Genomic DNA, 23,032 nt, shown 5'->3' on the forward strand with positions numbered 1-23,032 from the left:
GAGACATTCCCTGGGGGAGACATTCGATGAAACTCGTATCCATCCGCGCGCTTGGCATTGCGCTCGCCGCATCGGTGGCTAGTGCGCCGCTCATGACAGCTCCACTTGCCGCGCAGGATTCCAATGCCGTGGTCGAACCCGACTACGAAGCCGAGAACGATCCCTTCATCTGGCTGGAGGAAACCCGGAGCGAGCGCGCGCTCGAATGGGTCGAGGCCGAAAACGAGAAGACGGTTGCCGCCTTGCAGACCGACCCCCGGTTCGAGGAACTGAAGGCAGAAGCGCTGGCGATCTACGATGCCGAGGATCGCGTCCCCGGCGTGTCTTTCACGCATTACGGCATGGTCAATTTCTGGCAGGACGCGAAGAACCCCAAGGGCATCCTGCGCCGCACAACGCTGGAAAGCTGGCGCACGGACAATCCGGAATGGGAAACCATCCTCGATATCGATGCACTCGCCGCCGCCGAGGGCCGCGAGTGGGTCTATGGCGGGATGAATTGCCTGCCACCTGATGGCACGCGCTGCATGGTCTACCTTTCCGATGGAGGGAAGGACGCCAGCATTGCGCGCGAATTCGACCTTGAGACGCTGGATTTCGTGGATGGCGGGTTCGAACTGCCCGAGAGCCAGGGCAGCGCCAGCTGGGTCGACAAGGATACGCTGCTCGTCAGCCGCAATTTCGGCGACGATACCGTCACCGACAGCTTCTACCCCTTCACCACGCGCGAATGGAAGCGCGGCACTCCGCTCGAATCCGCGCCGGAAATCTTTCGCGGCGAAAAGTCGGACGTGTCTGCCGGGGCCTACCTGCTGCGCGATGGCGAAGGCACGATCCACGGCCGCATCGGCTATCGCGGCATCTCGTTCCACGAACGCGAATATTTCGTCGAGCATGATGGCGAGTGGCTGAAGCTGGACCTGCCGGCAAAGGCCGGCCCTTACGGCATCCTGGACGGGCACATGCTGCTCACCACCGATGTCGACTGGAAGTCGAACGGCGTGATGTTCCCGGCGGACTCGATCGTCGCGGTCGATCTGGAAGAATGGAAGGCCGACCCGAACGGCGCGCAGAAAGTGCTCGTCTGGGCGCCGGGCGAACGCCAGACCAAGCGTGGTGGTGGATCGACCAAGAACAGCGGTTACATCTCCATCCTCGATAATGTGAAGGGCAAGGTCCTCAAATTCGATTACGAAGATGGCGGCTGGGGCTGGACCGAGATCGACCTGCCCAAGAACGCCACGGTCGGCGTCGCCACCGCGTCGAACGAAACCGACCAGATCATGTTCACCTCAACCGACTTCCTCTCGCCGGGCACCTATTACTACGCGGAAAACGGCGTCGATCTGGAAGTGGTGAAGGAAAGCCCGAGCCGCTTCGATGCAACCGGCATGGAGATCGAACAGTTCGAGGCGACCAGCGCGGACGGCACGAAGATCCCCTACTTCCTCGTCAAGCCCGCCGGGATGGCGATGGACGGCAGCACGCCGGTGCTGATGGGCGGCTATGGCGGTTTCCAGGTGCCGCGCCTGCCCTCCTACCTCGGCAGCACCGGCAAAATGTGGCTGGAGCGGGGCAATGCCTACGTCCTCGCCAATATCCGCGGCGGCGGCGAGTTCGGGCCGAACTGGCACCAGAGTGCCATTCGCGAGAACAAGCAGCGCACGTGGGACGATTTCATCGCCGTGGGCCGCGACCTCGTGGCGCGTGGGATTACCAGCCCCGAGCATCTGGGCGTGGAAGGCGGATCGCAGGGCGGCCTGCTGGTCGGCACCGCGTTCACGCAGGCACCCGACCTGTTCAACGCCGCGATCGTGCAGATCCCGCTGTTCGACATGCTGCGCTACCAGTTCATCGGTCGCGGTGCCTCGTGGATCGGCGAATATGGCGATCCGCGCATCCCCGAGCAGCGCGAGTGGATCGAAGGCTATTCGCCCTACCAGAAGCTGCTGGAGGAGAAGGACTACCCGCGCGTGTTCTACGTCACCTCCACCGCCGACGACCGGACGCACCCCAGCCATGGCCGCAAGGCGGCAGCACGGATGGCCGCGCAGGGTGACGACTACCTCTATTACGAGGATACGGCAGGCGGCCACTCGGGCGGCGTCGACAACGAACAGCGGGCCAAGCTGCGCGCAATGCAGATGGTCTACCTGCTGCAGCAGCTGGCTGATTGAAGCGCAAGCCCCCCTCCCCCTTGAGGGGAAGGTCGGGTGGGGGTGTACGGCGCTAGCAGTATATGTCGTACACCCACCCCTAACCCCTCGCTCAAGGGAGGGGGATTTGAGGTCGAGCCCGATTCTACGCGACCTGCCCCTACGGCACGCCCGCTCGCGCTCCCGCCTGTTGCAAGCCTGCCCGGAACCTGCCAACCCGCAGCCAATTTTCTAGGTTAGGACACCAGCGGAGAGAGACCCATGAGCATCTCGTTCAAAGATAAAGTCGCCATCGTAACCGGCGCAGGCGGCGGCCTGGGCCGTGCCTATGCACTCGAACTCGGGCGCCGCGGCGCGAAGGTCGTGGTCAACGATCTTGGCGGCGCACGCGACGGCACCGGATCGTCCGACGCGGCGGCGGAAGTGGTCGAGGAAATCGAGAAGGCCGGCGGCGAAGCGATGGCCAATGGCGCATCCGTGACCGAATACGACCAGATGGAAAAGATGGTCGCCGACGCCAAGCAGAAGTGGGGCGGCGTGCACGTCCTCATCAACAATGCCGGCGTGCTGCGCGACAAGAGCTTCGCCAAGATGGAACCGGCGGACTTCGACTTCGTGGTGGACGTGCACCTGGGCGGTTCGGCCAATGCCACCAAGGCATGCTGGGACCTGTTCCGCGAACAGGCCTATGGCCGCGTGCTGATGACCGCCAGCTCCACCGGCCTGTTCGGCAATTTCGGCCAGGCCAACTACGGCGCGGCCAAGCTGGGCCTCGCGGGCCTCACCAAGACGCTCCAGCTCGAAGGCGCGAAGTACAACATCAAGGTCAACACGCTGTCGCCCGTCGCGGGCACGCGCATGACCGAAGACCTGTTCCCCAAGGAAGCGTTCGACCTGTTCGCGCCGGAAAACGTTGTCCCGGCCGCGCTGTACCTCGTTTCGGAAGACGCCCCCAGCAACGCCATCGTCGGCGCGGGTGCGGGCGGCTTCCACTCGGCATGGGTGGTGATGAACGACGCCGTGTGGCTGCCCGAGGGTGAGCGCACGGTCGAAGGTTTTGCCGAGAACTGGGAAAAGATCAGCCAGTTCGATCACCTCAAGGCCCCGCAATCGGGCGCCGAACAGTCGGGCGCGATCCTGACCGCGATGCAGAAGGTGACCGGCAGCGGGCCGGACAGCGCGCGCGGCTAACACACTGCAGACGGCCCGACGAACGGCAGTGACGCTCCGTCGGGCTGTATTGACACCATAATACACTGGCCCTAATTTCCCCGGTCGAAACAGGGGAGGTTTCGGCCAGTGTATTCAGAAGACGATATCAACTCCGCCATCGAGGCGGGTGCGCTGAGCGAGGATGCCGCGGCATCCTTCCGTGCACATATGAGCGAAGTGCGCGGCATCAGCCGCGGAGACGAGGAGAATTTCAGGCTCCTCAACAGCTTCAACGACATCTTCGTCGCCATCGGCATCGCGATCATGCTGTTCGCTGCAGGGGCAATCGGGCAGCAGATCGGGACCATGCTCGTCAGCGTTCCTGCATGGGACTGGGGCGCCGACTGGACCGACGCCCAGTACGATTCCTACCAGCAGCTGGTTGGCCTGCGCATCGCGACGCAGATCGCCATCGCGGGCGGGCTCGTTGCCCTCACATCATGGCCGCTGGCCGAGTTCTTTTCCCGCAAGCGGCGCATGGCGCTGCCCAGCATCATCCTGCTGCTCGCCTTCGTGGGCGGTGTGTTCGCTGGGTCCGCCGCGCTGGGTGTAGCGCTGGTGGGGACCGAGCAGAGCGAACCTTTCGCAGGCTACTTCATTGCCGGTGCCGGCATTATCGGCGCGCTCGCCGCAGCGCTCCACTGGGCGCGTTTCAAGATCCCGATCACCGTCGCCGCAGGCGCCGCCGCGCTGTGTGCGACGGCAATCGGTGTCATCATGTCCGTGCTCGAACCGATGGATATCGACCACGGGCAAGTCGCGCTGTGGCTCACCTTCGTGGCCGGGCTGGGCGTGTTCGCTTTCGCGATGCGGTGGGACCTGCAGGACCCGGAGCGGCTTACGCGGCGTAGCGATGTCGCCTTCTGGCTCCACCTGCTCGCCGCACCGATGATCGCGCACCCGGTTTTCTCCGCACTGGGCGTTGTTGGCGGGAGCGAGATCGGCATCGGCAAGGCGATTGCCGTGCTCGCGATTTACATCGCTTTCGGGATCGTGGCGCTGATCGTGGACCGGCGCGCGCTGCTGGTCTCCGCTCTGGTATACGTGCTGTTCGCGCTCGCCTTCCTGTTCGACAGGTTCGGTGCGGTGGAACTGACCGTGGCGCTGACCGCGCTGGTGATCGGCTCCGCGCTGCTGACGCTGTCGGCCTTCTGGGCACCGATCCGCCGGGGTGTGCTGGGGATCGTGCCAGAGGACTGGCGCGATGCCCTGCCCAGCAGCGAAAGGGTTCTGGTGGCGGCCTGATCCCTCAACTCCCCCTCCCTCAAGGGAGGGGGTCGGGGGGTGGGTGCTCGACCCTTCAGAGACCGCCTTACACCCCCACCCAACCCTCCCCCTCAAGGGGGAGGGCTCTATCGGCCTAGTCCTCGATCGCCTTGACCAGCCGCCGTTCGAGCGGGGCGAGCACACCGCCGAGCTCGTGCCCGCGCTTCAGGACCTGCCCATGCTCGCCGAACAGGGTCCACATGCCCTGCTTGTTGCGTAGCGAAGGCCGTTTCTCGACCCGCGCCTGCGGGCGCTCGGCAGCGCGGCGGAAAGCGGCGAAGCTGGCCGCGTCCCTATCGAAATCCATCGCGTAGTCGCGCCACTCGCCCGCCGCGACCATGCGTCCGTACAGGTCGAGGATGCGCATGAGCTCGTCGCGCGCAAAGCCGATCTGGTTCGGCCTCGCACCCGGGAAAGACAGCACGGTACCGCCAACCGGCGTGCTCATCGGTTATGGGTTCCGTCGCGCCGCGGCTCGTCCGGGTTGGATCGTTCCGCCTTCAGCGCCTCGATCTCGGTGCGCAATTCGGCGACCTGCGCCTCCAGCTCATCGGTACGGCGTTTCCCGCTGACCGTCTGATCCTCGCACGGTTCGTCGCACGGGGTGCCGTAGGGGATGAATTCGCGCAGCCATTCCTCTGCGGGCACCAGCGTGGAGCGGGCCTTCATCCCGACCATCGTCGCCCCGTCCGGCACATCGTCGGTCACCACGGCATTGGCGCCGATCCGTGCGCGTTCACCCACCGTGATCGGGCCGATGACCTGCGCACCCGAGCCGATGATTGCATAATCGCTGATGGTCGGGTGGCGCTTGCCCCCCTGCCCGTTGGTCGGATTGGTGCCGCCCAGTGTCACGCACTGGTAGATTGTCACCCAGTCGCCGATTTCGGCGGTCTCGCCAATCACGGTGAACCCGTGGTCGATGAAGAAATACTTCCCGATCTCCGCGCCGGGATGGATGTCGATCCCGGTCATGAAGCGCGAGAAGTGGTTTACCAGCCGCGCGAGGAAATAGAGCTTTGCCTCGAACAGCCAGTGCGCCACGCGGTGCAGGCCCAGCGCCAGCACCCCGGGATAGAGCAGCACTTCCCACCGTGAACGCGGCGCGGGATCGCGCTTCTTCACGGAGTCGAGATAATCGATCAGACCCACGAACATCGTCTCACGAGTGTTTCACCCTTCCCCGCCTAAAGCAAGCGCGCTTGCGCAGGCCCATCGAGCGATTCGAGCGCATCGCGGCACAGATTACGCGTGGGCCGCGATTGGCGTTCCAAGGCAAGACGGTCCACCGCCGCAACGAAGCGCTCTGCCGCCGCGAAGCTGCGTGTCATGCGCGGAATGACATAGGTAAGCGCTTCTTCGCCCAGTACCAGCCCGCGCCGTTCGGCATGGCTGGCCAGCAGGTCGCGCATCATGGCATCGTCGGGCGCCCCGATCTCCAGCGGCAGCGCCGCGCCCAGGCGGGATCGCAGGTCCGGCAGCGCGATTTCCCACGGGGCACTATTGGGTATCAGCAGCAGCGGCGTGCCCTGTTCCTGCGCGCGGTTCCAGCGGTGGAACAGCGCGGTCTCGTCCAGCGCATCGGCCGGGTCGATGGTTTCGCCCAGCCCCGCATGCTCGAACCACCGCCCCAGCAGCGATTTGCCCGCACGTGCAGGCCCGCGCAGGATCGCAGTGCGGAATGGCCAGCGGGCCGGATCGCGCAGCGCATCGACCACGCCAGTATTGGCATTGCCGATCACGATGCTGTCAGGATCGCCCTCGCGCGCCGGGGGGAGCGGGAGCGCGATCTGGCTTGCGGGTTTCCCCATGGGCCGCGCTCCTTTAGCGACTGATGGTCAGGTTGTTGCCATTGCGCTGGACGTTGTAGCCGCGCGAAGCAATCGCACCGACCAGCTCGTCCTGCGTGCCTGCATAGGTCACGCTCATCACCGATGTCCCGCCGATGGCGGTGCTGGAAACAGACGCGCCGCGAATGCCCGGCGTGCCGCGCACCGCCGTCAGCGCCGCTTCGAAGGCGGCGGCATCGGGCGACGGAAAGCTAATGAACAGGTTGATGACGGTGGGCGTGCCCTCTTCATCGCCAGCACCCGCCTGCGCGGCGTTGGCATCGGCGACGTTCTCTTCCTCGGTCTTGGTCGCGTTGTTGCGGGCCGCCTCTGCGCGGGCGAGCACCGCGCGGCTCTGTTCGATCAGGCGAGCAATGTCCCTGTCCATCGTGCCACGGCTGCGGCCCAGGGCGCGGTCGGGGCGAATCGTCCCGTTGGACAGCGCCTCCACGAAAATTTCGTCGAACTTCTCGACCGCCTTGTTCAGCATCGCGGGCAGCTGGCGCGGCGAGCTGGCCATCATGGTGAAGCTGCCGAGATACTCGTTGTCAGGCCCGTGACGGGCGGTGAAGCGGCCCTCCACCGGTCCGCCGGGATACTGGTAATGCAGCTCGGCAATCGGGACCAGCACGTCGGCGGCACCGAACTGGTCGAGGATCGTCGCCCACCAGTTGCGGCTACGGCGCCCGGTCTGGCCGTAGGTCAGCAACAGCGATTCGCCGCCCGATCCTGCCGGGCGGACATAATCGACCCGGCTCGCGCCCGGCTGGTATTCGGCCCAGGCACGCTGCCACGGGTTCACCTGCTGGTACATCAGCTCGCTACCGCCGCTCAGCGTCACCGGCAGCAGCAGCATGGGCGCCGACCTCTGCGTTTCGCCCGAACGGCCGAGATAGCCTGCCGCGCGCTGGCGGTCGAAGGTGACGCCCAGCGTCGCGACATAGCGGCGCGGCCCGACCTCTTCGTGCTGGATTACGATCGAGGAAACGAGACCCTGGATCTGCCCGTCGGAAAGGTCCGGCCCACCCAGCTTCTTCCATGCGAGCCGCTGCGCCTGCTTCCACGCCTTGTCGCGCGCTTCTTCGGCGGAATCGCCGGTCGTGTTGACCTCGATCCCGCCGACATTGATGTCCGTGCTGACCATTAGCGGCGCGATCCCGCGGTCGCCCTCTACCTGCGCGTTCGCCCACCCGGCATACAGCGCGGCCACGACGCCGATCAGGGCGAGGCAGGCAATCGCGATGCGCGGGAAAGAGGGTGCGGAAAGGGTCATCGGGGAAACTCTGGCGCCTTTTGCCGAAGTGGCGATGGATTTCCAAGCGCGAAAGCGTAAGAGGTGCCGCAATGAGCGAGAGTGACACAAGCTATACCTACGAAGGCGCGGGCGTTTCGATCGCCGCGGGCAATGCGCTGGTCAAGGCGATCGGCCCGCTGGTGCGCGCCACCGCGCGCCCCGGTGCGGATGCTGAGCTGGGCGGTTTCGGGGCGTTCTTCGATCCCAAGGCCGCCGGGTTCAAGGACCCGCTGCTGGTCGCCGCGAACGACGGCGTCGGGACCAAGCTGAAGCTGGCCATCGACCATGACCGGCACGACACCGTCGGGATCGATCTGGTCGCGATGTGCGTCAACGACCTGATCGTGCAGGGTGCAGAGCCGCTGTTCTTCCTCGATTACTTCGCCACCGGCGCGCTGGAGAGCGGTGTGGCGGAGCGGGTGATCGCGGGCATCGCCGAGGGCTGCAAGCAGGCAGGCTGCGCGCTGATCGGCGGCGAAACGGCGGAAATGCCGGGCATGTACGCGGCGGGCGACTACGACCTCGCGGGCTTCTGCGTCGGCGCGGTCGAACGGGGCGAGCAGCTGACCGGAGAGAAGATCGCGCCGGGGCACGCGCTGCTAGGGCTCGCCAGTTCGGGCGTGCATTCCAACGGCTTCTCGCTGGTGCGCAGGCTGGCCGAGGACAAGGGCTGGAAGCTGGACCGCCCCGCGCTGTTCGATGCGGAGAGGCTGCTGGTCGACCACCTGATGGAGCCGACGCGTATCTATGTGAGCAGCCTGATGCCACTGATCCGCGATGGCCTGATCGACGGACTGGCGCATATTACCGGCGGCGGATTGCTGGAGAATATCCCGCGCGCGCTGCCCGACGGGACCCGAGCGAAGGTTCATGCGGATCGCTGGCCGCTGCCGCGCCTAATGGCGTTCCTGCAGGCGCAGGGGAATATTGAGCCCGCCGAGCTGGCGCGCACCTTCAACTGCGGCATCGGCATGGTGCTGATGGTGGCCGAGAGGCACGCCGAAACCGTCACGCAGCGGCTGACCGATGCAGGCGAGACCGTGTTCCCTATCGGCGAGGTCGAGGTGGGCACGCGCGGCTGCGACGTCGTGGGCGCGGCAGGCCTGTGGTCCGCACAAAGCGATTGGTCTGCCGAGCATGACCACTGAATGTTATGTCCGCTGATCGGCGCGCCAAGATCGCCGTGCTGATCTCGGGCAGCGGGACCAATATGGCCGCGCTGCTCTATGCCAGCAGGTTGGGTGCCCCGTTCGAGATTGCTCTGGTGGCCAGCAATGATCCCCACGCCGGCGGGCTCTCGCTGGCGGAAGCGGAGGGCATTCCCACCTTTGCACTGTCGCACAAGGGGATGGAGCGCGCCGCGCACGATGCGGAAATGGACGCCGCGATCCGCAAATCGGGCGCGCAGTTCATCGCGCTCGCGGGCTATATGCGCGTGCTGTCGGACGAAATGGTGGCGCGGTGGGAGGGCCGGATGCTCAACATCCACCCATCGCTGCTGCCGAAGTATAAGGGGCTCGATCCCCATGCGCGCGCGCTGGAAGCGGGCGACGAGATGGTCGGCGCATCGGTGCACCTCGTCACGACCGAACTGGATGGCGGCGAAGTGCTGGGACAGGCGGAGGTCGCGGTGATGGACGGCGACACGCCCGAAACGCTGGCACTGCGGGTCAAGATGGCAGAGCACCAGCTCTACCCGCGCGTGCTGGGCGAATACGTGTCGCGCCCCTACGACACCGACTGGCTGCTGGGCCGCCTGCGCGAAATGGCGCTGGCGCTGCCCGAGTCGGAGGAACAGGCCAGCCACGGGTCGCCTGCGTTCAAGATTACGGGCAAGAGCGGCAAGTTCTTCGCCCATTTTGCCGATCGCCACCACGGCGCGGAGCAGATTGCGCTGCTTGCCAAGACGAGCGGGCAGGACGAGCTGGCCGACCTTGTGGAGCGCGACCCGGAGGTGTTCTTCCGCCCCGCCTATTACCATGCGAGCGGCTGGGTCGGCATCACGCTCAACCGCCCGGACTGCGACTGGGACCAGGTGCAGCACTGGCTGGAGCGTTCGTGGCGCGCAGTCGCGCCCAAGCGGCTGACCAAGCTGATGGACGCGGCGGACGAGTTCTGAACCGATTGCGGCTGGCGCCCTTGCCTTGGCTTGAGCGGATGAGATAATGGTATCCCATGAAAGACAGCCGGGATTTCGAAGCCAAGTTCACCGAGATTTTCCAGCCGATGTTCTTCTGGGGTGTCGGCGCTCTTGAACTGACTCTGGTTTTGTACACGCTGTACATGGAATTCGTCGAAGGCTCTGGCCCCTCTTTGCTATCGACGGTTTTGCCTTTGAGCGTGCTGATCCTGGTTATGTGGGCCGTACTGGCGGCATTGGTTTCAGCCGCTATCGTGGGCGTCAAGAATCGCACCAATCGAACCGGGCACTAATTGAAAGCGCCTGTCGGTGCATACAGCGGAAATGAAGCTCAAAATTTTCGAGTCCGACAAAATGATCGGCGACGCAGAAGTCTATGCGCTAGACCCACCGATGTGTGTCGCGATGGCGAGGTTTGATCCGGCTGCGGATTATGATGCGACAAGACACGCAAACGTGATCGACGCAGACTACGTTGGCGACCGTAGCGACGTCCTACGGCTGGAAATGGCAGACGGTTCAGCGATGAAGAGTGAAGCGATCTCTATTCAGGACTTTCCTTCGCTCAACGAGCGGGAAGTTCATATCATCGGCATTTATGAGCCGAGCTTTGATCAACTCTTCGCTGAGCATCCAAATTTCAAAGCATATTGGAACCAGAGCTGACGACCGTTTTGCACCCCATTACAAACAAAAAAGCCGCCCCCGGAGGAGCGGCCTTTCGTGATTGCAAAGGCTAGAGGAGCTTACCCAACAATCTCATCATCGCTGAAGAAGAACGCGATTTCGGTCGCGGCGTTTTCGTCGCTGTCCGAGCCGTGCACCGAGTTCGCTTCGATCGATTCGGCGTAGGTCTTGCGGATGGTGCCCTCGGCAGCGTCGGCCGGGTTGGTCGCGCCCATCACGTCGCGGTTGCGCTTAACGGCGTCTTCGCCTTCCAGCACCTGCACGACCACCGGGCCGCTGGTCATGAACTCGACCAGTTCGCCGTAGAACGGACGCTCTGCATGGACTTCGTAGAACTTCTTAGCCTGGTCCTCGCTCATGTGGATGCGCTTGGACGCGACGACGCGCAGGCCGGCGTCTTCCAGCATTTTGGTGACCGCGCCGGTCAGGTTGCGGCGCGTGGCGTCGGGCTTGATGATCGAAAAGGTGCGGGTAGCCGCCATGGTGAAATCCTTCGTGCTGTAGGGGGAAATTCCTCGCGCGCGCCCCTAGCAGCTTCCACGCGGGCCGCAAGCCTTGCTGCGCGCCCCGGCCTGCCCGCACCCATCCGTGTCGCCCGTTCGGGCCGATCGTCAGCCCTCGTCGTCCGGTTCGCCTTCGAAGACCGACAACTGGATCGTCGTGCCTTCGTCATTCGTGGTCACCAGCACGTTCATGCCGGTGCCCGACGGAGCCTTGCCAGCCACCATCTGCGCGTCGCCCGAGTTCATCGTGTTGGTGACCTCGACGCCCGCGTCGCTCGCCTGCTTGCGGTAATAGTCCGCCACTTCGGCAACCGGATCCTGCGTCTGCATGAAAACCGTACGCCCCTTGCCCTGCGCCACGTTGGCGGCGGTGGTCGCGACGACCTTGGCGCCCGGGTAGACCGAAAAGCCTGCCGGCAGATCGACTTCGATATCGCCGCCGACGCGCGTATCCACTTGCCCGCCATTGCCGACATCGACCGTGCGCTGGTACGCGCCACCGCTCGCGCCATCCTCTGCATCGCCGCCGCCGCAAGCCGCCAGAACCAGCGCCAACGCGCCTGCCAGAATCATTCGCATGCCTAATCCCCTCCATCGAAAATCGCGCTTGCTTACCACAAAGCGCGCGCGTGGACGAGGTCAGGCGACCTTCACCCAGCGCCCCTCGCGCTGCTCATAGAAGCTGCGTTCGAGATCGTCCTTCGCGCTGACATCGCGCCACGCGGTGCGCGCTGCCTCGCGGCGATCCTCACCAAACAGCAGGAACACGCGTTCGAACCTGTCCTGCTCTAGCGTTTCGGGGCGCCATTGCCCGTCTGCGAGGATACAGGCGGATGCCTTGTTCGCAGGCTCGCATGTGTCCGACAGCAGGATCGGCTGGTGCGCATCGTGATCGCCGCCCGCCTCCCCATTGGCGAGGAAGGCTTCGGGTTTCGCTTCCCACAGGGCCGCGCCGATTTCCTCGCGCTGCGCCGCGTCCTCTGCGACCACTAGGGCGCGCTCGCCCCCGGCCAGCACCCGCTCGGCAATCATCGCGACAACGCGCTCCGCCGGATCGCGGCTTAATAGCCAGAAGTCGACCTTCATGGGGTAGTCCTACTCCGCCGACATCGCTCCGAACAATACTTCACATTGTCCCAGTCGCGCACCCATTTCTTGCGCCATGCAAAGGGCAGGCCGCAGGCCGCGCAGGTCTTGCTCGGCAGGTCGCCCTTCTTGCGCATCTTGGGCACGAGAAGGCTGGTTACCCCTCGATCACGTCGCGCACATACTGGTCGAGCAGGCGCACGCCATAGCCGGTTGCACCCTTGCCATAGGTGGGGCCGGGCTTGTTCGACCATGCCATCCCGGCAATGTCGAGGTGGGCCCACGGCGTGCCGTCCTTGATGAACCGCTTGAGGAACTGCGCGGCGGTGATCGAACCCGCTTCGCGCGGGCCGACATTCTTCATGTCGGCGATCGGGCTGTCGATCAGCTTGTCGTAGGCCGGGCCTACGGGCATGCGCCACACACCGTCACCGCTGGCCTTGCCCGCAGCGGACAGGCGTTCGGCCAGCGTATCGTCGTTGGAGAACAGGCCCGCCTGTTCGTGGCCCAGCGCAATGATCATCGCGCCGGTCAGCGTGGCGAGGTCGATCACCGCGGCGGGCTGGAACTCTTCCTGCGCCCAGTGCAGCGCATCGCACAGCACCAGCCGCCCTTCGGCATCGGTATTGATGACCTCAACCGTCTGGCCGCTCATGGTCTTCACCACGTCGCCGGGGCGCTGCGCCTTCCCGTCGGGCATGTTCTCCACAAGGCCGCACACGCCCACGACATTGGCCTTCGCCTTGCGCTTGGCGAGCGCGACCATCGCACCCGCGACCGCGCCCGCGCCGCCCATGTCCCACTTCATGTCTTCCATGCCCGCGCCGGGCTTCAATGAGATGCCGCCGGTATCGAAGGTGACGCCCTTGCCCACGAACACGGTCGGCTTGTCGCCCGAAGCGCCGCCGTTCCAGCGCATGGCGAGGATGCGCGAAGGCTTGTCCGAACCCTGCCCCACGCCGAGCAGCGCGCCCATGCCCAGCTTCGTCATGTCGTCCACATCCAGCACGATGATCTCGATCCCCGTGCCTTCCAGCGCCTCGCGGCACAGTTCCACGAAGCTTTCGGGGTACAGGACATTGGCGGGTTCGGTGATAAGCCGCTTGGTGAACTCGACACCCTCGGCCAGCGCGCTTTCGCGTTCCCATGCCGCTTGCGTGCCATCGGGAACGCCGATGACGACCGCGTTCCTGAGCGAAACCTTCTCCGCATCCTTCTGCGTCGTGCGGTATTCGTCCCACCGCCAGGCGCGCAGCCGCAGGCCCAGCAGCACCGCTGCCGCATCTTCGGCCGACAGGCCGCTGCCCGACAGGTCAATCGCGATATCGGCCTCACCCGAAGTCAGGAACTTCGCGGCAAGCGCGCCGCCCGCCTTTTCGAGGTTGGCACGCCGATCCGTCGCGCCCGGGTCGCCTGCTCCGGCCAGCGCAACGCGCACCACCTTGCCGTCACGTTCGACATATCCGTCGACCACCTGCCCTGCGCCGCCCTTGAACCGGCCGCGCTTCGCACCTTCCGCCAGCACCGGCTCGATCCCTTCGGGGAGCGAATCCTTGTTGGCGATCGACGCAATCAAAGAGACGTCGGCGGGAAGGCTGTCGGCAAAAGTGATCTGCATGATGGGAGGAATTCCTTCGAAAAAAGTCTCTCGGCCTTTGGCGGCGGCGCTGGCGCACCGCGTGTCGCGCGGGCCACATCGCAAGCCGCTCTGTCCAGCCTGAGCAAGCGCGATTGCGATTAGGCAGACTGAGTGCAATAGGCAACCTATGCGCCCCGCGAACCGTTCCGCCATGCTGCCCATCGTGAATCGCGCCGCGCTGCAATGTGGCGCGGGGCTGGCAGCGCTAGCCACACTAGGGTTTGCGGCGCCTGCTGCTGCGCAAACAGAACCGGAAGACGATCCGGCAGCCGATGGTGCGGACCAGACCGACAGCGTCGAGGAAGCGGTCAGCGATTATATCGAAGGCGACGCCCCGCCACCGGGGACGGACCGTGAAATCGCCTTCGAGGCAGATACGCTGGAGTATAATTCGGATACCGACACGGTCGTCGCGCACGGCAATGTGCTGCTGCGCGAGGGCGAGCGGTCGGTCCGCGCCGACCAGGTCCGCTGGGATCGCCCGGCAGGCCGGATCGATGCGAGCGGGAACGTCCGCTACGTCGATGGCGACGGCAACCAGGTCTATGCGAGCGAAATCGAGCTGACCGACAAGTTCGAAACCGGCGCGCTCGAAGACCTGTTGCTGGTGCTGCGCGAAGGCGGGCGGCTGGCGGCCGAGCGCGGCGAGCGCTCCGACGATGGGCGTATTGCGCTGCAACGCGCGGCCTATTCGGGCTGTGCGGTGGTCACACAGGATGGTTGCCCCAAGACGCCGAGCTGGAAGATCACGGCGGAGCGGGTGATCTACGATCCCGATGCCAATCGCGTGCGGTTCGAAAACGGGTTCTTCTCTCTCTTCGGGCAGCGCATCCTGCCCCTGCCCACGCTGGAACTGCGCACCGATGGCGGGCCAAAATCGGGTTTCCTGGTGCCCCAGGTGCGCATTTCGCGCTCGAACGGGCTGGAAGTCAGCGGCAGCTATTACTGGCGCCTGGCCGAAAACCGCGACCTGCAACTGGGCGCGCACCTGTTCACCGACGCCCCGCCGATGGCGACCGCGACCTATCGCGAATTGTCGGACGATGGCGCATTCCAGGCGACGGGGTACGTAACACGCAGCCGCCGCATCGATCCCTTCACCCAGTCCCCCCAGGGCGAACAGGATTTTCGCGGCTACCTGGCTGCCAATGGCCGGTACAATTTCGACGCGAACTGGTCGTTCACCGGCTCCGCCCGGATCGCCAGCGACCGCACCTTCCTGCGCCGGTACGACATCAGCCGGGACGACCGGCTGCGCACGATGGCCGAACTCGAACGGATCGATGAGGACAGCTATTTCGTCATCGCCGGGTTCGCGACCCAGACCCTGCGGCTGGACCAGCGGCAGGGCGTAGTGCCGGTCGCGCTGCCGCTGATCGATTATCGTCGCCGGATCGACGATCCCCTGCTCGGTGGCACGGTGACCTTGCGCGGCAACACGCTCGCCATCACGCGGCAGGAAGGGCAGGACACACAGCGCGCGCTCGTCTCCGCCCAGTGGGACCTGCGCCGTGTTACCGGCCTGGGCCAGGTGGTGGAGCTGACCGCGCTGGCGCGCGGCGATGTCTACCATACCGAGAACTCTTCGCTCACCACGATTGCCAATTATCGCGGGACCGACGGCTGGCAATCGCGCGCCATTGCGCTGGCGGCTCTCGACGTATCGTGGCCGCTGGCCGGCCCCCTGTTCGGCGGCACGCAGGTGCTGACCCCGCGGGTGCAGGTGGTCGCGACCCCGAAGATCCAGAACGCGACGATCCCGAACGAGGATTCGCGCGCGATCGATCTGGAAGACGTCAACCTCTTCTCGCTCAACCGCTTCCCGGGCGACGACCGGTTCGAGGATGGCGCGCGCGTCACTTACGGGGTCGAATGGGAGATGACGCGGCCCAACTGGCGTGTTTCCGCCAATATCGGCCAGTCGTACCGGCTCGATGACAAGCAGATCATCTTCCCCGACGGGACGGGCCTTTCCGACAAGTTCTCCGACATCGTCGGGCGCGCACGCGTGCGCTACAAGGATCTGGTATCCTTCACCTACCGCTTCCGGCTGGACAAGGACGACCTGACCCCGCGCAGGACCGAAATCGACGCGACCATCGGATCGCGCAAGACCTATCTCGAACTCGGCTACCTGCGGCTCGACCGCAATATCCCGCTTATCAACGAAGATCTGGGCGACCGCGAGGAACTGCGCGCCGCGGGGCGCTTCGCCTTTGCCGATTACTGGTCCGTCTTCGGATCGGCAGTGGTCAACATGACCAACCGGGACGAGGACCCGACGCTGCAGTCCGACGGGTTTGCCCCGATTCGCACCCGGCTCGGCGTCGCCTACCAGGACGACTGCATCGACCTGGGGGTGACCTGGCGGCGCGACTACGTGACGCAGGGTGATGCGCTGCAAGGCAGCACGTTCGAACTGACCTTCCGGCTGCTCAACCTGGGGTTCGGCGGGTAGTAGCAGCGGCCTTGCACCCGCACCGCATTGGCAGAACGTGGCAGACGCGCTAGAGGCGCCCGATCAGGCTCAGCGAAGGTTCAGCCTTTTTCGAGCAAGGGATTGGAATGGCGCGCACCCCCGGCGCCCGTTATTAGCGAAAAACAGGTTCGACGTGATCGATAGCATTTTCAGCAAGTTTCTTTCTGCCCTCGCCGCCAGTGCGATGGCTGCCCTGCCGGTAGCCGCACAGGCCCAGAATGCAGAGGCTCAGGCCGAAGCCCAGGCTCAGGCGCAGGCACCTGCGAGCCCTTACGACATTCCGCGCGAAGTGGTGATGTTCGAACAGCAGGACCCGAACGTGCGTTCGGCCACGGCCAAGGTGAACGGCGCGGTCATTACTGGAACCGATGTCAATCACCGGGTTGCACTGTTGCTGGCGGCGTCCGAGCGGACCGAACTCGCGCCCGAGGAAATGCAGCAGGTGCGCATGCAGGTGCTGCGCAACCTGATCGACGAGACGCTGCAGATCCAGGCGGCCGCCGCACAGGAGATGGCAGTCTCCAAGCAGGAGGTTGAGCAACGCTACCTCGGCCTTGCGCAGCAGAACTTCCCGCAAGACCCGAAGCAGATGGACCAATATCTGGCCTCGGTCGGTTCTTCAGCTCCCGCCCTGAAGCGGCAGATCGAGGGCGAACTGGCGTGGAGCAACCTGCTGCGCCGCAACGTCGTGCCGTTCATCAACGTGTCGAGCGACGAAGTGAACGAGACGATCGAGCGGCTCAAGACCTCGCGCGGCCAGTACGAATACCGGATTGCCGAAATCTATCTCTCGGCCACGCCTGAAACCGCCGCCGCCGTGCAGCAGAACGCGGGCAGCATCATGGAACAGATCCGCGAAGGCGGCAGCTTCCAGGCCTACGCGCGCCAGTTCTCCGAATCGACCACCGCGGCGGTCGGCGGCGATCTGGGCTTCGTGCGGCTTGCCACCCTGCCGACGGAAATGGCCGAAGTCGCGCAAGAAATCGATGTCGGCCAGATCGTTGGCCCGGTGGCCATTCCGGGCGGTTTCGTCATTATGCTGCTGCTCGACAAGCGGCAGGTACTCACCGCCGACCCGCGCGACGCAACGCTCAGCCTGAAACAGATCGCCATTACCTTCCCGGAAGGCATTTCGCAGGATCAGGCCAATGCGCGGGTCGGCGAGTTCGCCCAGGCGATCAGCACGATTCGCGGATGCGGCGACGCCAACCGCGTGGCCGATTCGGTTGGCGCGAGCGTGGTCGACAACAACTCGATGACCGTGCGTGACCTGCCCGAACAGTTGCAGTCCGCCATGATGCAGCTGCAGGTCGGCCAGGCGACGCCGCCGTTCGGTTCGCTCGACGATGGTGTGCGCGTGCTGGTGCTGTGCGGTCGCGACGATGCGCAAACCGCCGACGAGCCCGATTTCGATCAGATCATGGGCCGGATCGAGGACGAGCGGATCAGCAAGCGCGCCCAGCGTTTCCTGCGCGACATGCGCAACGACGCGATCATCGAGTATAACTGATCGGTGACCCAGCCGCTCCCGCTGGCCGTAACCATCGGCGATCCGGCGGGGATCGGGCCGGAGATCATCGCTGAGGCGTCGGCGCAGCGCGAAACCGGCCTGGACTTGCCGCACTTCGTGCTCGTGGGCGATGCCAACGCAGCTTTTGCCCCGGGCGAGCCCAGCCGGGCCTCCGCTCAATGCGCGCTCGATGCGCTGGAGCGAGCGGTGAATATGGTTCGCGCCGGTGAATGCAGCGGACTGGTGACCGGGCCGGTATCGAAAGCCGGCATAGCCGAAATCGCGCCGAGCTTCATTGGCCAGACCGAATTCTTTGCCGATGCCTGCGGCATGGCGCGCGAAGATGCGGTAATGATGCTGGCAGGACCATCGCTCAGGACCGTGCCGATGACCGTGCATTGCGCACTGGCAGATGTGCCCGGCCGCCTCTCGCACGACCTGATCGTCCAGCGCAGCCGCATCGTGGCGAAGGCGATGCAAACCGATTTCGGGATCGAAGCCCCGCGCATCGCCATCGCCGGGCTTAACCCGCATGCAGGCGAGGATGGCCGCATGGGCCGCGAAGAGATCGAGGTCATCGCCCCTGCCATCACCACCCTGCGCAGCGAAGGCATCGACGCGAGCGGCCCGCACCCCGCCGATACGCTGTTCGCGCCGCACAAGCGCAGCACCTACGATGTCGCCATCGCGATGTACCACGATCAGGCGCTCGTCCCGATCAAGGCGCTCGATTTCGACGAGGGCGTCAATGTCACGCTCGGCCTGCCGATCGTGCGCACCTCGCCCGATCATGGCACCGCGTTCGACATTGCGGGCAAGGGGATCGCCCGGCCCGACGCCATGATCGCCGCAATCCGCATGGCGGGCGAAATCGCGGCGCGGCGAAACCTGGCCTAGTCCCGTTCGCGTCGAGCCCTTCGACGCGCTCAGGATTCGAGACGCCCCGCGCAAACGTGTCTCGACTTCGCTCGACACGAACGGATAGGGGAGCTTGGTGGAACCCGAACTCCCTCCCCTGCGCGAAGTGATCGCCCGGCATGGCCTGTGCGCATCAAAGTCTCTCGGCCAGAATTTCCTCTTCGACGAACACTTGCTGGATCGCATCGCCACAGTCCCTGGCGAACTTTCGGGCAAGCGCGTGCTCGAAGTTGGCCCAGGCCCCGGCGGGCTGACTCGCGCGCTCCTGCGTGCGGGTGCACAAGTGACGGCAATCGAAATGGACCGGCGGTGCCTCCCCGCACTCGCCGAACTGGGCGAGGCTTTCCCGGGCCGGCTCACCGTGATCCAGGGCGATGCGCTGGCGATGGACCATGACGCATTCATGGAGGGGGAGCCCTACGCCGTACTCTCCAACCTGCCCTATAATGTCGGCACCGCGCTGTTCACGCGCTGGATGGGTGGCGAGGAATGGCCGCCCAACTGGACCAGCCTGACGTTGATGTTCCAGCAGGAAGTCGCGCAGCGGATCGTCGCCCAGCCGGGTGGCAGTGCCTATGGACGGCTCGCGGTCCTCGCGCAGTGGCGGGGCACCGCGCGCCTCGCGATGAAAGTCCACCGCAGCGCCTTTACGCCGCCGCCGAAGGTCATGTCGGCCATCGTCCATGTCACGCCTGCCACAATGCCCAATGGCGTATCGGCAGCGAAGCTGGAGGCAATCACCGCCGCCGCCTTCGGCCAGCGCCGCAAGATGCTGCGCCAGAGCCTGAAGAGCGTGCCCGGCGCGCTCGATGCGCTGGACGCGCTCGGCATCGATCCGACCCGGCGGGCAGAGACCCTCGACGTGGAAGAATTCGTCGCCGTGGCGCGTGCCCTCTCCAGCTAGGCTGGACATGGCGTGTGGCGCAGCTAGACCGCGCGGCATATGGAGAGAGAAATTCTGGACAGCATCGACGGCGCGGCGATGTGCGAGCAGACGCTGCGCTGGTCGTCGATCAATAGCGGCACCGGCAACCTTGAAGGCCTTGCCCGCATGGCGAGCGAGCTGGGCGATGCCTTTGGCGCCCTGCCGGGAGATATCGAACTGGTCGATCCCGCGCCGGTCACCGCGATCGCTGCCGATGGGCGCGAGGTCGAGGTCGCCAATGGCAAGCACCTCGTCTGCCGCGTGCGTCCCGATGCCGAGCGGCGGCTGATCTTCACCGGGCACATGGATACTGTCTTCCCGCCCGATCACCCTTTCCAGGAAAACACCTGGCTTGACGACGATGTCGTTAACGGCCCCGGCACTGCCGACATGAAGGGTGGCATCGCGGTGATGCTGCACGCGCTGCTTGCGCTGGAGCGCAGCAATGATGCAGCAAAAATCGGCTACGACATCATGATCAATGCGGACGAGGAAACCGGATCGCTGTCTTCCGCGCCGCTGATCGAGCAGCTCGCCATCGGCAAATATGCTGCGCTCACCTACGAACCTGCGGCGACGCCCGAGGGCACGCTGGCCCATGCACGTGGCGGCTCTGGCAACTACGCACTGACCATCAGGGGCCTCGCCGCGCATGCCGGGCGCAACCCGCAGGACGGGCGCAACGCGGTGCTCGCCGCATCGGCCATCGCGCTTCGGCTCGAAGCGCTCCAGCAGGACGATATTTCGATCAACCCGGCGAAGATCGAAGGTGGGTCGGCCAACAACGTCGTGCCCGATCATGCGGTGCTGCGGTTCAACATCCGGCCCAAGGCGCCCGATGCTGCCGAGCGCTTCGCGCAGCAGCTGACTGCGCTGGTGGGCGAGGTGCAGCAGTCGCGCGAGGTCGATATTCATGTGCACGGAGGCATTTCCCGCCCGCCCAAGCCGGTCGACCGCAAGACGCAGGCGCTGTTCGACCTGGTGCGCGATTGCGGGCGCGAGCTGGGGCAGGAGATCGACTGGAAATCGACCGGCGGCGTGTGCGACGGCAATAATATCGCGGCGACCGGCGTGCCCGTGGTCGACACGATGGGCGTGCGCGGCGGCAAGATCCACTCGGCGGACGAATTCATGATCGTACCCAGTTTGAAAGAGCGCGCTGCGCTGTCCGCACTCGTCCTCGGCCGTATCGCGCAAGGAGAACGCCTGTGAGTTTCGTGATCCGCCCGTCGCGCGAAAGCGATCTGGAACACCTGTACGAAATGGCCAAGCTGACCGGCGGAGGATTCACCAACCTGCCCGCCGATCGCGATGCCCTGACCTCCAAGCTGGCCGGTTCGGCAAAGGCCTTCGCCAACACCGAAGACACACTGACCGACGAGACCTTCGTGCTGGTGCTGGAGAATACCGAGACAGGCGCGGTGCGCGGCACCTGCCAGCTGATGACGCAGGTCGGCCAGCGCTGGCCGTTCTATTCCTACCGCCTCAACACGCTGACGCAGTATTCCAAGGAGCTCGACCGTACGGTGCGGGCCGAAATGCTCAACCTCGTCACCGACCTGGAAGGGTGCAGCGAGGTGGGTGGGCTGTTCCTCCACCCCAATGAGCGTGCCGGGGGGCTCGGCCTGCTGCTCGCGCGCAGCCGCTACCTGTTTATCGCGATGCACCGCCAGCGCTTTGCAGAGCGCGTATTGGCCGAGCTGCGCGGGATCATCGACGATCGCGGCGGCTCGCCCTTCTGGGATGGGGTTGCCGGGCGTTTCTTCGGGATGACCTTCCAGGAAGCGGACTATTTCAATGCGATCAACGGTAACCAGTTCATCGCCGACCTGATGCCCAAGCACCCGGTCTATGTCGCGATGCTCGACGACGACGCGCGCGAAGTGATCGGCCTGCCCCACCCCACCGGGCGCGCGGCGATGCGGATGCTGGAAAAGGAAGGCTTCCGCTACGAAGGCTATGTCGACATCTTCGATGGCGGGCCGACGATGCTCGCGCGGACCGACGATGTCGTATCGGTCGCCGGGGCCAGCCCCAAGACTCTGGGCGGCGCAGTGATGGACGGGGGCGAGCGCGCCCTGTTGGCGACCGGCCACCTCACCGATTTCCGCTGCTGCTACGGCACGCGTGCGGTCGACGGAGACACGATCGCCATCGACGCCAATGGTGCGGATACGCTGCGCGTGGTCGATGGCGACAGCGTGTGGAGCGTGGCGAAGTAGCCAAGCGCAAACCCGCTCGTCCTGAGCTTGTCGAAGGGCGGGCATGATCGCGGGGCCGTTCGCACTTCGACAGGCTCAGCACGAACGGAGTTTTTCGTGAGCAATCTCAAAGAAATCAATTTCGACGGGATCATCGGCCCCTCGCACAATTACGCGGGGCTGAGCCTCGGCAATATCGCCAGCGCGAGCCATCGCGGCGAAACGAGCTATCCGCGCGAGGCGGCCTTGCAGGGGCTCGCCAAGATGCGCGGGAATATGGCGCGGGGGCTGGCGCAGGGCTTCCTGCTGCCGCTTCCGCGCCCCAACCCGGCGCTCGCGCAGGCACTCGCGCTCGATGGCACCGAGAACCCCGCCCTGCGCGCCGCACCATGGTCCGCATCCAGCATGTGGACCGCCAATGCAGCAACCGTATCGCCCGCGCCCGATACCCAGGACGGGCGCTGCCACCTGACGCCGGCCAACCTCGTCACCATGGTCCACCGCGCGCAGGAATGGCAGGACACCAAGGCCCAGCTCGACATCGCCTTTGGCGACGCGCAGCATTTCGCGGTCCACGACGCGGTGCCGCCCACCTTCGGGGACGAGGGCGCGGCCAACCACATGCGGCTGTGCGAAGCGCATGGTGAACCCGGCGTCGAAGTGTTTGTCTATGGCCGGCCGGGCGGTAAATTCCCCGCGCGCCAGCACGAGCAGGCCAGCCGCGCGGTCGCCCGCAAGCATGGCCTAGACCCGGCGCGCACGCTCTTCATCGAACAGAACCCCGAAGCCATCGAGGCTGGCGCATTCCATAACGACGTGGTCGCGGTGGCGAACGAGCGCGTGCTGTTCACCCACGCGCGCGCCTTTGCCGACCCTGCGGGCGCTTATGCCGCGATGCGCGAGGTCTTTCCCGCGCTCGAACTGGTCGAAGTGCCCGAGGAAGCGGTTTCGCTCGAAGAGGCGATCCGCACTTATTTGTTCAATGCGCAACTGGTGACCTTGCCGGATTCGACTATGGCACTGATCGTGCCGAGCGAATGCCGCGACAGCGAGAGCGTGTGGAACTTCTGTGAGAAGATGATGGCGGGCAACGGGCCGATCCGGCAGGTCTTGCCCGTAGATGTGCGCCAGTCCATGGCCAATGGCGGCGGGCCCGCCTGCCTGCGGTTGCGCGTGGTGGCGGACCC

At 65.3% G+C, this 23,032-nt stretch carries 23 protein-coding genes; 14 read left to right on the top strand and 9 right to left on the bottom strand.

Translation table 11 applies throughout. From position 1 onward, the window contains the following. Positions 1 to 26: 26 nt before the first annotated feature. The 3 genes from ACEQXE_RS05715 to ACEQXE_RS05725 all read left to right on the top strand — a co-directional run bounded on the left by ACEQXE_RS05715 (position 27) and on the right by ACEQXE_RS05725 (position 4,613). Complete coding sequence (locus tag ACEQXE_RS05715; protein WP_370177978.1) at positions 27 to 2,177, top strand: prolyl oligopeptidase family protein; 2,151 nt, start codon at positions 27 to 29, stop codon at positions 2,175 to 2,177. Positions 2,178 to 2,417: 240 nt separating this feature from the next. Further along, a complete protein-coding gene (locus tag ACEQXE_RS05720; protein ID WP_370177979.1) occupies positions 2,418 to 3,347 on the top strand; it encodes an SDR family NAD(P)-dependent oxidoreductase in 930 nt (309 codons plus the stop codon). Positions 3,348 to 3,455: 108 nt separating this feature from the next. Continuing rightward, the gene (locus ACEQXE_RS05725; protein WP_370177980.1) at positions 3,456 to 4,613 is read left to right on the top strand and encodes a hypothetical protein; all 1,158 of its coding nucleotides are present in this window, start codon (positions 3,456 to 3,458) and stop codon (positions 4,611 to 4,613) included. Between the two features lie 115 nt (positions 4,614 to 4,728). Here ACEQXE_RS05725 and ACEQXE_RS05730 read toward each other — a convergent pair whose 3' ends face one another. Genes ACEQXE_RS05730 through ACEQXE_RS05745 form a run of 4 tightly spaced genes read right to left on the bottom strand, consistent with a single transcriptional unit; the run spans position 4,729 to position 7,736 of the window. Further along, positions 4,729 to 5,082, bottom strand: coding sequence for a DUF2794 domain-containing protein (locus ACEQXE_RS05730; RefSeq protein WP_370177981.1), 354 nt, complete (start codon positions 5,080 to 5,082; stop codon positions 4,729 to 4,731). Beyond that, positions 5,079 to 5,792 (bottom strand): serine O-acetyltransferase EpsC, encoded by a 714-nt coding sequence (gene epsC / locus ACEQXE_RS05735; RefSeq protein ID WP_370177982.1) that lies wholly within the window; start codon positions 5,790 to 5,792, stop codon positions 5,079 to 5,081. Before epsC ends, ACEQXE_RS05730 begins: the two co-directional genes overlap by 4 nt. Positions 5,793 to 5,821: 29 nt before the next feature. Beyond that, positions 5,822 to 6,445 (bottom strand): ATPase, encoded by a 624-nt coding sequence (locus ACEQXE_RS05740; protein ID WP_370177983.1) that lies wholly within the window; start codon positions 6,443 to 6,445, stop codon positions 5,822 to 5,824. A gap of 13 nt (positions 6,446 to 6,458) precedes the next feature. Then, positions 6,459 to 7,736 carry a heavy-metal-associated domain-containing protein gene (locus ACEQXE_RS05745; RefSeq protein WP_370177984.1) on the bottom strand — a complete coding sequence of 426 codons (1,278 nt, stop codon included), beginning with the start codon at positions 7,734 to 7,736 and terminating at the stop codon, positions 6,459 to 6,461. Positions 7,737 to 7,807: 71 nt separating this feature from the next. Between ACEQXE_RS05745 and purM the strand changes: the two genes are divergently transcribed. Genes purM through ACEQXE_RS05765 form a run of 4 tightly spaced genes read left to right on the top strand, consistent with a single transcriptional unit; the run spans position 7,808 to position 10,563 of the window. Then, positions 7,808 to 8,905 (top strand): phosphoribosylformylglycinamidine cyclo-ligase, encoded by a 1,098-nt coding sequence (purM, locus tag ACEQXE_RS05750; protein ID WP_370177985.1) that lies wholly within the window; start codon positions 7,808 to 7,810, stop codon positions 8,903 to 8,905. 5 nt (positions 8,906 to 8,910) lie between these two features. After that, on the top strand, positions 8,911 to 9,876 hold the full coding sequence (gene purN / locus ACEQXE_RS05755) for a phosphoribosylglycinamide formyltransferase (protein WP_370177986.1): 966 nt from the start codon (positions 8,911 to 8,913) through the stop codon (positions 9,874 to 9,876). 56 nt (positions 9,877 to 9,932) lie between these two features. After that, positions 9,933 to 10,190 (top strand): hypothetical protein, encoded by a 258-nt coding sequence (locus tag ACEQXE_RS05760; RefSeq protein WP_370177987.1) that lies wholly within the window; start codon positions 9,933 to 9,935, stop codon positions 10,188 to 10,190. Between the two features lie 31 nt (positions 10,191 to 10,221). Further along, a complete protein-coding gene (locus tag ACEQXE_RS05765; RefSeq protein ID WP_370177988.1) occupies positions 10,222 to 10,563 on the top strand; it encodes a hypothetical protein in 342 nt (113 codons plus the stop codon). Positions 10,564 to 10,643: 80 nt separating this feature from the next. Here the strand turns inward: ACEQXE_RS05765 and ndk are convergent, their stop codons facing one another. From ndk to ACEQXE_RS05790, 5 genes are all read right to left on the bottom strand, one after another. Next, on the bottom strand, positions 10,644 to 11,066 hold the full coding sequence (ndk, locus tag ACEQXE_RS05770; protein WP_370177989.1) for a nucleoside-diphosphate kinase: 423 nt from the start codon (positions 11,064 to 11,066) through the stop codon (positions 10,644 to 10,646). 129 nt (positions 11,067 to 11,195) lie between these two features. Then, positions 11,196 to 11,666 (bottom strand): hypothetical protein, encoded by a 471-nt coding sequence (locus tag ACEQXE_RS05775; RefSeq protein WP_370177990.1) that lies wholly within the window; start codon positions 11,664 to 11,666, stop codon positions 11,196 to 11,198. Positions 11,667 to 11,726: 60 nt separating this feature from the next. Then, positions 11,727 to 12,173, bottom strand: coding sequence for a DNA polymerase III subunit chi (locus ACEQXE_RS05780; RefSeq protein ID WP_370177991.1), 447 nt, complete (start codon positions 12,171 to 12,173; stop codon positions 11,727 to 11,729). Further along, positions 12,170 to 12,310 (bottom strand): DUF2256 domain-containing protein, encoded by a 141-nt coding sequence (locus ACEQXE_RS05785; RefSeq protein ID WP_370178001.1) that lies wholly within the window; start codon positions 12,308 to 12,310, stop codon positions 12,170 to 12,172. The genes ACEQXE_RS05780 and ACEQXE_RS05785 overlap by 4 nt, the downstream gene beginning before the upstream one ends. Positions 12,311 to 12,330: 20 nt before the next feature. Continuing rightward, on the bottom strand, positions 12,331 to 13,791 hold the full coding sequence (locus ACEQXE_RS05790; RefSeq protein ID WP_370177992.1) for a leucyl aminopeptidase: 1,461 nt from the start codon (positions 13,789 to 13,791) through the stop codon (positions 12,331 to 12,333). A gap of 148 nt (positions 13,792 to 13,939) precedes the next feature. Here ACEQXE_RS05790 and ACEQXE_RS05795 point away from each other — a divergent pair, with 148 nt between their 5' ends. The 7 genes from ACEQXE_RS05795 to ACEQXE_RS05825 all read left to right on the top strand — a co-directional run. After that, positions 13,940 to 16,270, top strand: coding sequence for an LPS-assembly protein LptD (locus ACEQXE_RS05795; protein WP_370182940.1), 2,331 nt, complete (start codon positions 13,940 to 13,942; stop codon positions 16,268 to 16,270). 154 nt (positions 16,271 to 16,424) lie between these two features. Continuing rightward, on the top strand, positions 16,425 to 17,801 hold the full coding sequence (locus ACEQXE_RS05800) for a peptidylprolyl isomerase (RefSeq protein ID WP_370177994.1): 1,377 nt from the start codon (positions 16,425 to 16,427) through the stop codon (positions 17,799 to 17,801). Between the two features lie 3 nt (positions 17,802 to 17,804). Continuing rightward, the gene (gene pdxA / locus ACEQXE_RS05805; RefSeq protein ID WP_370177995.1) at positions 17,805 to 18,698 is read left to right on the top strand and encodes a 4-hydroxythreonine-4-phosphate dehydrogenase PdxA; all 894 of its coding nucleotides are present in this window, start codon (positions 17,805 to 17,807) and stop codon (positions 18,696 to 18,698) included. Between the two features lie 94 nt (positions 18,699 to 18,792). Further along, positions 18,793 to 19,623 (top strand): 16S rRNA (adenine(1518)-N(6)/adenine(1519)-N(6))-dimethyltransferase RsmA, encoded by an 831-nt coding sequence (gene rsmA, locus ACEQXE_RS05810; protein WP_370177996.1) that lies wholly within the window; start codon positions 18,793 to 18,795, stop codon positions 19,621 to 19,623. Positions 19,624 to 19,662: 39 nt separating this feature from the next. Beyond that, positions 19,663 to 20,856 (top strand): hydrolase, encoded by a 1,194-nt coding sequence (locus ACEQXE_RS05815; protein ID WP_370177997.1) that lies wholly within the window; start codon positions 19,663 to 19,665, stop codon positions 20,854 to 20,856. Beyond that, positions 20,853 to 21,866, top strand: a complete 1,014-nt coding sequence (locus tag ACEQXE_RS05820; RefSeq protein ID WP_370177998.1) for an arginine N-succinyltransferase — start codon at positions 20,853 to 20,855, stop codon at positions 21,864 to 21,866. Before ACEQXE_RS05815 ends, ACEQXE_RS05820 begins: the two co-directional genes overlap by 4 nt. A 96-nt stretch (positions 21,867 to 21,962) precedes the next feature. Next, the coding region (locus tag ACEQXE_RS05825; RefSeq protein WP_370177999.1) for an N-succinylarginine dihydrolase at positions 21,963 to 23,032 on the top strand (1,070 nt) is incomplete at its 3' end.

Origin of the sequence: Alteriqipengyuania sp., from assembly GCF_964222115.1 — a bacterium.
Lineage (GTDB): Bacteria > Pseudomonadota > Alphaproteobacteria > Sphingomonadales > Sphingomonadaceae > Alteriqipengyuania.